Raw genomic sequence first — 9,011 nt, forward strand, 5'->3', positions numbered from 1 at the left:
CGTTGCCCGGCGCAGCCGCGCTGAGTCAGCCGCCGAACTCCCGTGCCTCATCAGCAGCCGGTCCCACGGCACCGATCTTCATCAGGCGGCTGGCAATGGCACCTCCATTTCGGCCGAACTCCTGTGCCAGTTGCGCAAGTAGCACTCCCTGGGCACATCCGGCGGCAAGGTCCTCTTCCTCCTGGTCGGTCCAGGGCGTGTACGCGTTGGGGTGGGCCTTGCGTTTCTCCTCCACCGTGTAGGCCTTGGGCTGCTTCGGTGTTGTCCTGGCGGGCCGGGTGGGCGCGAGGTCGCCGGGGTAGGGGGCGAGTTTGAGTCCGTGGAGCTTCCAGCGGATGGAGTTCTCGCTCCGCCCGAGGTCAGAGGCCAATTGTTGGAGGCTGGTGCCTGCGTGGTGGGCGTCCCGCAGATGCTGCTCGGCCTCGGTTGGCCACGCGGCCCCCGGGTGGGTGGCTTTCACGCTGACCGTCGTGGTGGCCGGGGGCTGGGGGCCGAGCGGTTCGGGGGTGGGGCAGGCACCTGCTGCGGTGGTGATGAGGCGGCCGATGTCGTTGAGGTCGCGGGGGTCCAGTTCGCCCGTGAGTTCGCCGTGGAAGGTGCTCAGGTTCTGGGATGCGCCCCGCTCGGCCCGCCCGCTGCGGCCACGAGGGCACCGAACCTCAGCTACGCCTCGGCCCGCGGAACCAACGCCTCCGCCCACGCCCTATGACTGAGCTCGCGCGCCCCGAACCACGCAGTGCTGCTGCGAGGTTGTCGCGACTGTGCAGGGTGTGGGGGTGGGCGGGTCCGAGGACGCGTTCGCGGGTGCTGAGGACGTGTTGGTGGTGGTCTGCTGCTTCTCGGTGGTGGCCGAGGTGGTCGAGCGCGAGGCCGAGGTTGCTGCGGCTGGTCAAGGTGCTGGGGTGGTCGGGACCAAGGATGCGTTCGTAGGCGCCGAGGACCTGTCGGTGGAGGTCTGCTGCTTCTCGGTGCCGGCCGAGGTGGTCGAGCGCGAGGCCGAGGTTGTCGCGACTGTGCAGGGTGCTGGGGTGATCTGGGCCCAGGACCTGTTCGTAGGCACTGAGGACCTGTCGGTGGAGGTCTGCTGCTTCTCGGTGCCGGCCAAGAGCATCGAGCGCAAGCGCGAGGTTGTTTCGGCTGTTCAGGGTGTCGGGGTGGACGGGTCCGAGGACGCGTTCGTAGCCGGAGAGAGCCCGTTGGTGGAGGTCTGCTGCTTCTTGGTGGTGGCCGAGGTAGCCGAGCGCGAGGCCGAGGTTGTTGCGGCTGTGCAGGGTGGGAATCTGATCCGGGCCGAGGACGCGTTCGCGGACAGTGAGGATGTGTCGGTGGTGGTCTGCTGCCTCTTGGTGTCGGCCAAGGTGGTCCAGCGCGTTGGCCAGGTTGTTGCGGCTGAGCAGGGTGTCGGGGTGGTCGGCGCCGAGGACGCGTTCGCGGGTGGTGAGGATCTGCTGGTGGAGGTCGGCTGCTTCCTGGTGCTGGCCGAAGAGGTCGAGCGCATCGGCGAGGTGGTGGCGGCTGTTCAGGGCTTCGGGGTGGTCAGGGCCGAAGGAGCGGGCGGTTATCGAGTGCGCTGCCTGCTGCAGCTGTAGCGCGCTGCCGTAGTCGCCCGCTTTCGTGAGGGACTGGCTGATGCGTTCGACGGCATCGGCGAGGTGGCGGTTGTGCTGGTTGGTGGTGTGCGTTGCGGCGCTGAGGAGATGAGGGGCCAGGAGGCGAGCCGTGTCCCAGTCCGCGAACCTGGCACTCATCACCCCTTGAGTTGCCTGGATCAGGCGGCCGGTGAGGACCTGCTGGTAGCGGTTCGGCTCGGTGGATTCGGTGGTGTGGGTGTGAGCGGTGATCTCGCGGACCAGGGGATGCAGGACGACCTGCCCGAGGACGGGTTGCCCGCCTTGACGTGTGGGCGTGTCGACGAGTCCGTACGTGTGCAGGCCGTTGAGGGCGGCCTCCACCTCGACCTCGCCGGTCTGTTGCCTGGTGGCCTCGGTGACCAGTTCCGGGGTGAGGAGGGAGACGGGGATGGGGGCCGGTGCCAGAAGGGACAGCAGCCGCAGTGCCGGCCGTGCTAGTGGGTTTCCGTCGGTGGCAAGTTGGTCCAATGACAGCTCCCAGGTGTGGCGGACCAGGGCCCGTCCGACGGCCGGGTCGCTCGCCCGAGGTTGCGAGGCGCCCAGCAGCGTGCCCAACTGCGTGTCGAGGGCGGCGGTATAGGCGGTGAAGGTGCGGTGGCGGCTGCCGGGTGCGGCCAGGTAGCGGCCGACGGCATGGAGGGCGAGCGGCAAGCCGCCCAACCGGTCCGCGAGTCTCCGTGCTTCTTGAGCGGTTCCGGCGTGGGGAGCCGCGTCGCAGAGGACCTGGCCACCGACTACGGGCTCCAGCGGGGCGACGCGGCGGAGGACGGCCTGGGTGCCCCACACCGCGGGGTCGGTGTTGCGGCTGGTGACCAGCAGCAGGCCCCTGCTGCTGGTCCGGATCCACCCGCGGTAGGACGCCACGTCCTCGCCGTCGGGACCGACGGCCTGCGGGGTGTCGACGTTGTCGAGGACCAGGAGCCACTTGGCGGTCTGCTCCAGCTGCTCCCACACCACATCGGGCAGCCCGGCCCGACCCGACCGGACCTCCTCGAGCCGGGCTTCGGAAAGGCCGCAGGCCAGCGCGGTGCGGGTCATCTGCTCGGCTAGCTCCTCGGTGCTGCGCCAGCGGATCCAGAACACACCCCGGCCCTCCGCGCGGGCGACATCGGCCAGGGCGGAGGCCAATGTGGTCTTGCCGATCCCGCCCACCCCGCACACCACGGCGTAGTTCCCCTGCGGACGGGCCAGCAGCCGCCTCAACACCTCAAGTTCGCCATCGCGGCCCCGGAGTGGCCCGGAACCGTTGGGTGCCCGCAGAGACGTCATGCCGCCGAGGACCCGCCTCAGCGGCACCAACCTCACCGATCCACCACCCACCACGGAGTCGATGGCGTCCAGACGGCGGCTGACCAGCCCCAACACCAGCGCGGCCACGGCCAGCGCACCGAAGACCGACCACACCACCCACGGACGGGACGCCCAGTTCGGCACGGCGTTCGTGGCGTAGTTCGTTGCCACCCCCAGCGCGCACGTCGCCGCTGCCCCCGACCCGCTGACGACGGAACCCACCCGCGCACGCCTGCCGCTACCCACACCGAACCCCCGCCCACAACACATCCCTGGCCCAAGGATGCGTCACGCCACGAGGCACCGTCTCCGGAACCGCCATGCGCCATGCAAGCTGGCTTGCAGGCGCCAGCGGCCTAGGAACCGGTGCGCATCGAGTGTGGTTGCGCAGCGGCAGGGGCGCTCATTGCGCAGTCGGCTGCGCAACGGTTCCGGGTCCTGCGCATTCGGCATGTGCAGCGGACTGCGCACGGCGGACAGGCGCCGTCCGTTGGTCTGCGCATTCGGCAGAGTCGTGCGCAACCGGGCCTTCCGCGGCCGCCTTCCTGGAGTCGGCGCGGGCCCGGTCCTTCGGCGGCTTCTCCCTCTGTACCCCCTGGGATCGCTGGGTCAGTTGCCCGTCTCCACCGCCTTCACGATGTTCGGTGCAGGCGTGCCCGGTCGCCGTCTGGGGCCATGGTCGGGGCTGTGGTCGGGCCGACCATGACCCCGACCACGGGCTTTGTGTCCCCATCGTGACCGTGGTCGGGGGCTCATGGTCGGTGGTCGGGTCGGGGTCGGCGGGTTGTCTCAAGGTCAGCAAGTACACGTTCTGACCTGGGAGTTTGACCATGTCCCCTGGCAAGCAGGTCTCGGAGAGCGATGCGGCTCCCCCGATGGCCGCGGGCGCCCGGCTGGAGAAGATGAGGCGGCGCGTCCGCCTGTCGCGCCTGGCCCTGTTCACCGCGATCGCGGCCGGCCCCGTCGCCCTGGGCGTCGTGGTGATGTCCGGCCCGACCACCGTCGCGGCCGCCCCCTCGGACAAGCCGGCCGCCGTGCGCAGCGCGGCCGCCGCGGCCGACCCTGCGGGCTATGCGCAGGTGTTCGTCGACGCGTGGTTGCGCAGCAGCGCCGACGACGCGAACAGTGCGCAGGCGCGGCTTGCGCAGTCCCTCGCGCCGGATGTCGATCTGCCGGACCCGGTCGCCAGTGCGCAGCCGAAGCCGGCGGCGGTGACCGCCGTGCGCAGCGCGAGGACGGCGAGTGGGCGGTGACCGTGGCTGCGCAGTACGCCGACGGACGGCTGCGCTACTTCGTCGTCCCCGTGACCGCCGACGCGAGCGGCGCCTCGTTCGCCGTGACCGGCGCCCCCGGGGCGGTGGCCGGCCCGGCGCGCGCCGCGGTGGGCAAGTCGCCGTACGGCGTGAGCGTGCCGTCCGACGGCGATCTGTCCTCTGCACTCGGCGAGTTCTTCGGCGCGTACCTGACGGGGGCCTGGGAGGTGGACCGCTACCTCGCATCCGGGGTGAAGCTGTCGCCGGTCTTCCCCGCCCCGTACACGGCGGTCGCGGTGCAGCGGGTGTCCGCCGTCGAGGAGGCCGCGGCCGCCGGGAAGGTGCCGGCGGACGGCACGGCGGTGCGTGTCCTCGTCAAGGTGGAAGCCCGGGACTCCGGCGGTCGCTGGCCGCTGGGGTACGAGCTCACGCTCAAGGCCCGCTCGGGCCGGTGGGAAGTCGCGGCGCTGGAGTCCGGGGCCGCCCAGGACGGGGGTGCCCGGTGAACACGGGGCACAGCCTGATGCTCGCCGGGCAGCTCAACGACCTAGGCAACTCGTGGATCAACATGTTCAAGGAGTGGGCGACCAAAGGCCTGCAGGCCGGTCTGGTCCGCCTCGTCGTCGTCATCATGATCCAGAAATTCAGCCTCAAGGCCGGGATCGGCGCCCTGCTGCTGATGGTGATCGCGCTGGGCCTCTACAACTCGCGCAACGACCTGGCGAACATGTTCACCGACGAGGTGAAGAACCCGGCCAAGAGCGCACCCGCCATCCCCGGCATCGTGCGCAGGACCGATCCCCTCGTGCGTGACCACTCCGCCAGCGCGGGAGGCTGGCTGTGAGCGCCGCCGCCCAGGCACGGATGGGGCGCTTTTACACCTCCGCTCGCCGCCATCCCTGGGTGCTGGGCAAGGTGGCGGACTGGCGCATCCCCCTCGGCCCCTACACCCCTGCGCAGATTGCGGTCGCCGTCGGCGGCGGCTTCCTTCTGGTCAAGACCATCAGCTGGTGGTCGTGGATGGGCCCGGTGCCGATCGCAGCCTGGCTGCTGGCGATCTGGGCAGTGCGCCGGGCGAAGATCAACGGCCGCGCTCCGATGCAGGCGGCCCTGGGCTGGGTGCTGCTTGGCTGGCACCCGCGCGGCGGGCGGATCGGCGGCAGGGCCGCCCGCGACCGCGCTCCCCGCGCGCTGCTTGGTGGCTTCACTCTCGAGGAGGCGCTCGCCCCCACCGCAGTGCTCGCCCCAGCCGTCGCGGCCGCACCCGCCCGTGCCCCGGGGTGGCCTGCACGCCGGATACCGCGCCGGAGCACGGCAGCACAGCGCCCGTCCGCTCGTCGGCGCCCGGCGCCGGCTGCTCCTGCAGCGCTGGTGCGGCCGGTGTCGGGTGTGCAGCAGCTGCTCGCGCTGGCCCAGCAGGGGGGTGTGCGATGAGGGTGCCGATCCGTCACATCGCCGGGCACCTGGTCTGGTCGATGCACGGCAGCGTGTGGGCGCTCTACCGGCTGCACCCCGGACCGGACGCGCGCGGCCGCCGCGAGGAGACCGTCCAGGGCACCTACGTCCCGGCCGCCGTCCGCGACGAGCAACTCGCGAAGATCACGCACTTGATCAGTTCCCTGACGGGGGCGCCGCGCCTGTTCGGGCTGTGCGCACAGGTCGACCCGGGCGAGATCGCCCTGCGCATGATCGAGGGCATCGAGCCCGGCGACCAGACCCCCGGCAGCACGCATCCGTGGGTGGAGAACGTCGAGGCCGCCCTGTACTTGCTGGGCGAGCAGGAGATGCACCGCCGCACGCTCTGGCTGGCGGTGCCGCTGCAAAACGACGCCGCCGGCGGCCAGGTGACCGCGTCGCTCGGCGCGATGTGGGCGGATGTCGCGCCGATGCTGGGCATGCGGGCCGCCCCCGTGGCACGACGCGAGGTGACCTCCTACCGCGAGCAGGCCTCCCGGGTGGAAGCCGCGCTCGCCGGCGGCGTCGCCTTCCGCCCGGCCCGCCCGGCGGAGATCGTGTGGATGATCCAGCACGCCCTCCACCGCGGCCTGGCGGAGCCCTTGCTGGCCGAGGCCGAGACCAGCGAGCTGTACGGCGGGCAGATCCGTGACGGCGTGCTGCGCTCCCCCAGCTACGCCGACCTCGGCCAGGTCCGCCTGCGGGAAGGCGGCCTCGACCCCGGCCTCAACGACGTCGACGAGCTCAAGAACGCGGACCGGATCACTCGGTCGGGTCGCAAGGCCTGGTGGCGGCTGAACACCGGCTCGCCGCTGGGGCGGCGCTGGCTGCAGGTCGAAACGGACGCAGGAGTCGGCTACCAGGCGCAGTTGGTGCTGGCCGAGTGCCCGCCCGCGGTCAGCCAGGATGCCGCGGATCTGTTCGCCCAGCTGGAGATGCTCGACTTTCCCGTCGACTACACCGTCGACCTCGCCCTGGTGCCGGCGGAGAAGGCCCGCGACCAGGTGCGGCGCAAGAAGAACGAGCTGATCGACCAGGCCGACCAGTACGACGCCTGCCCCACCGGGATGCCCGCCTCCCTGACCGACGCCGCCCGCGACCTGGGCGAGCTGGATGCCCGCCTGTCGCGCACCAGTGTGGAGGTCGAGGTCCAGTCGGTGACGGTCCTGACCGTGTGGGGGCCGACCGCCGCAGTCTGCGACGCCCGCGCCCGGGCCCTGGCCGCGCTGCTCGGCGGTGCCGACTACCGGGCCGTGCGTCCGGCCGGGCTGCAGGAGGCCTTGTTCACCCTCGGGCTGCCCGGCACCGCGCGGCCCGGTGTGGTGCGGGAGTTCACCCAGCATCAGGTCAGCGAGGACTGGGCGTTGGGCGGGGCCTTCACGGCTGCGGAGGTCGGCGACCCGAACGGCATGTTCCTCGGCATCGACCTGGACTGCGGCACCATCCGCCCCGTAATGATCAACGTGGCGGACGCGCCGAAGCAGGACGCCTCCGCCTCCATGGGGATCATCGGCGATCTCGGCGCGGGCAAGAGCGTCCTGGAAAAGCTGATCTCCGAGTCGGTGTGGGCGCGCGGCGGGGTCGCGATCTGCATCGACCGCACCCCTGTGCGGGAGTGGGCGACCTTCGCCCGCACCGCAGCTGCGGGCCGCTGCCAGATCATCGACGCCGCCCAGGCCGAGGTGTCCATCGACCCGCTGCGGATGTTCGACGGCCCCGAGGGCCGCCACTACGCCCTGTCCTACCTCACGCTGCAGCTCGGCATCGGCCCGATGAGCACCAACGGTGAGGTCCTGCACCACGCCGTCGAGCAGGCAGCCGGCGGCACCGCCCCTTCCATGCACCGTGTCCTTCAGGTCCTCGACGAGATGGCCGGGGCGGAGGCGGGCAAGCGGCAGGACGCGGCCGCCACTCTCGCCGGCCTCATCCGCGTCGTGGCCGGCAACCCCTCAAGACGGTGCCCCGCCGGAAAGACCAGGACGGATTCGCCGGCCTCGCCAAGCGGTGGCGAGTTGAACGGGCCATCTCGTGGATCATGAGAGCACGCAGAAACGTCCGTGACTACGAGCGGCTCATCTCCCACAGCGAGGTCCACATCATGTGGACCTTCATCACCCTCATGGCGCGCCGTCTCACCCGGCCTCCCCGGACGCCGCGTGCCGCACCGCACCCCGTCGAACCGGTGAAAACGGCCGACAAGCCCAAGCCCATACGCAGATGCAGCCACAGACAATCCGGCTGGCCCCCAACGCCTTGCGCTGACCAGCGAGTGAGCGTGGCACATCCCGTCCGTCAGTAGTCGGTGAGATCCACGATCACATCGCAGTGCGGATCGTCGGAAGGCAGATGCAAGTGCTCGTTGGCCAGGAACGCCGGGGATACCAGAGCGCCCATCAGACCAGGCCCCGTATTGCTGATCAGCACGTCTACACCATACGTGCGGTCCCGCTCAGGTGAACGGAAATAGAGGCGCATGCGGTCGTCGCCCGTGATGACCGCGCCGATGAACAGTGGTTTCCACGACACGTGCGTGGTGACAAAGGAGCGGACGAGATCGAGCAGACGGCCGGTGGCTGCCTGCTCGACGTCTGGTTCAGGAGAGTTCACAGCTTGGCCCATGCCGGACACTTGTTCCCCGGTTGGTTGTGGCAGTACGCCGTGATGACGCCGATCTTCTGACCGCGACCGGCATCATAGCGGCCGTCCGTGGTCTTGCGCGTGTACTGCACGACCACCGTGAACTTCACCTGCCGTGGCCTGGGGACGCCTGTCTCGAATACGACCCCGTCGTACTCCAGGTGTCCGTGGTGATCGTCCCGGTCCACACGGCCGTGCAGGGCTGCGTACAGGGTGGAGCATTTCTTGATGTTGTGACGGCCTGTGAAGTGATACCAGCCCAGCTCCGAGTTCCCGTAGCGGGTGACGATGCGCCTGCCCTCCGGGTCGTCTGTCTGGCACTTGACCCGTTGGTCCCACGGGTGCGGCACCACGGGCATCGGAGCGGCACTGGCAGTCCCCGACATCAGCGAAGCGGCGAACGCCATGGCGGCAGCGAGCGTCGTGATCTTCTTCATGGAGAAGATCACATCATCAGCTCACCGATCAACAACAGGCACCTATTGGACAAAAAACCGGGTTACGGAAAGATCGCCTCCCGTCGTGATCACCCTGACCGTTGCTCAGCCCGTCTGATTGCCGCCTACCCCTTGGCTTGAAGTGACCGCACCTCACCATGGCCCACTCGCTACGGAACGTCACAGATCACCGGTTCTGACGCAGCTTCTCACCTTGACTCTGACGCGTAAATAACCGCAGGTGGGTGGTATTTCGGGCACGGCGGTGATCCCAGCGGGGCCGTTCCCGCCGGGTTTCATTCCGGTTG

The 9,011-nt window shown here is 70.1% G+C and carries 6 protein-coding genes and 2 pseudogenes; 4 read left to right on the forward strand and 4 right to left on the reverse strand.

Annotated features, from left to right (window positions below):
- Positions 1–25: 25 nt before the first annotated feature.
- Together ACZ7M3_RS36485 and fxsT are read right to left on the reverse strand one after the other, a co-directional pair.
- The gene (locus tag ACZ7M3_RS36485; protein WP_472069121.1) at positions 26–700 is read right to left on the reverse strand and encodes a hypothetical protein; all 675 of its coding nucleotides are present in this window, start codon (positions 698–700) and stop codon (positions 26–28) included.
- The gene (fxsT, locus tag ACZ7M3_RS36490) at positions 660–3,092 is read right to left on the reverse strand and encodes an FxSxx-COOH system tetratricopeptide repeat protein (protein ID WP_472069123.1); all 2,433 of its coding nucleotides are present in this window, start codon (positions 3,090–3,092) and stop codon (positions 660–662) included. The genes ACZ7M3_RS36485 and fxsT overlap by 41 nt, the downstream gene beginning before the upstream one ends.
- Positions 3,093–3,751: 659 nt before the next feature.
- Between fxsT and ACZ7M3_RS36495 the strand changes: the two are divergent.
- From ACZ7M3_RS36495 to ACZ7M3_RS36510, 4 genes and pseudogenes are all read left to right on the forward strand, one after another.
- Positions 3,752–4,680, forward strand: a pseudogene (locus ACZ7M3_RS36495) (conjugal transfer protein).
- On the forward strand, positions 4,677–5,018 hold the full coding sequence (locus tag ACZ7M3_RS36500; protein WP_472069125.1) for a hypothetical protein: 342 nt from the start codon (positions 4,677–4,679) through the stop codon (positions 5,016–5,018). The pseudogene ACZ7M3_RS36495 and the gene ACZ7M3_RS36500 overlap by 4 nt, the downstream one beginning before the upstream one ends.
- A gap of 20 nt (positions 5,019–5,038) precedes the next feature.
- Complete coding sequence (locus ACZ7M3_RS36505) at positions 5,039–5,608, forward strand: hypothetical protein (protein WP_472069149.1); 570 nt, start codon at positions 5,039–5,041, stop codon at positions 5,606–5,608.
- Positions 5,605–7,587, forward strand: a pseudogene (locus ACZ7M3_RS36510) (ATP-binding protein); the annotation flags it as partial. The gene ACZ7M3_RS36505 and the pseudogene ACZ7M3_RS36510, both read left to right, overlap by 4 nt.
- 334 nt (positions 7,588–7,921) lie before the next feature.
- Here ACZ7M3_RS36510 and ACZ7M3_RS36515 read toward each other — a convergent pair.
- Together ACZ7M3_RS36515 and ACZ7M3_RS36520 are read right to left on the reverse strand one after the other, a co-directional pair.
- Positions 7,922–8,236, reverse strand: a complete 315-nt coding sequence (locus tag ACZ7M3_RS36515) for a hypothetical protein (protein ID WP_472069127.1) — start codon at positions 8,234–8,236, stop codon at positions 7,922–7,924.
- Positions 8,233–8,703, reverse strand: a complete 471-nt coding sequence (locus ACZ7M3_RS36520; RefSeq protein WP_382191524.1) for a hypothetical protein — start codon at positions 8,701–8,703, stop codon at positions 8,233–8,235. Before ACZ7M3_RS36520 ends, ACZ7M3_RS36515 begins: the two co-directional genes overlap by 4 nt.
- Positions 8,704–9,011 lie beyond the last annotated feature (308 nt).

The sequence above is a fragment of the Streptomyces sp. NPDC111656 genome (assembly GCF_055656965.1).

Bases quoted from the DNA above. Each gene is read 5' to 3' on its own strand.
- ACZ7M3_RS36505 (WP_472069149.1), top strand. From the start codon at position 5,039: ATGGGGCGCTTTTACACCTCCGCTCGCCGCCATCCCTGGGTGCTGGGC.
- ACZ7M3_RS36520 (WP_382191524.1), bottom strand. From the start codon at position 8,703: ATGAAGAAGATCACGACGCTCGCTGCCGCCATGGCGTTCGCCGCTTCG.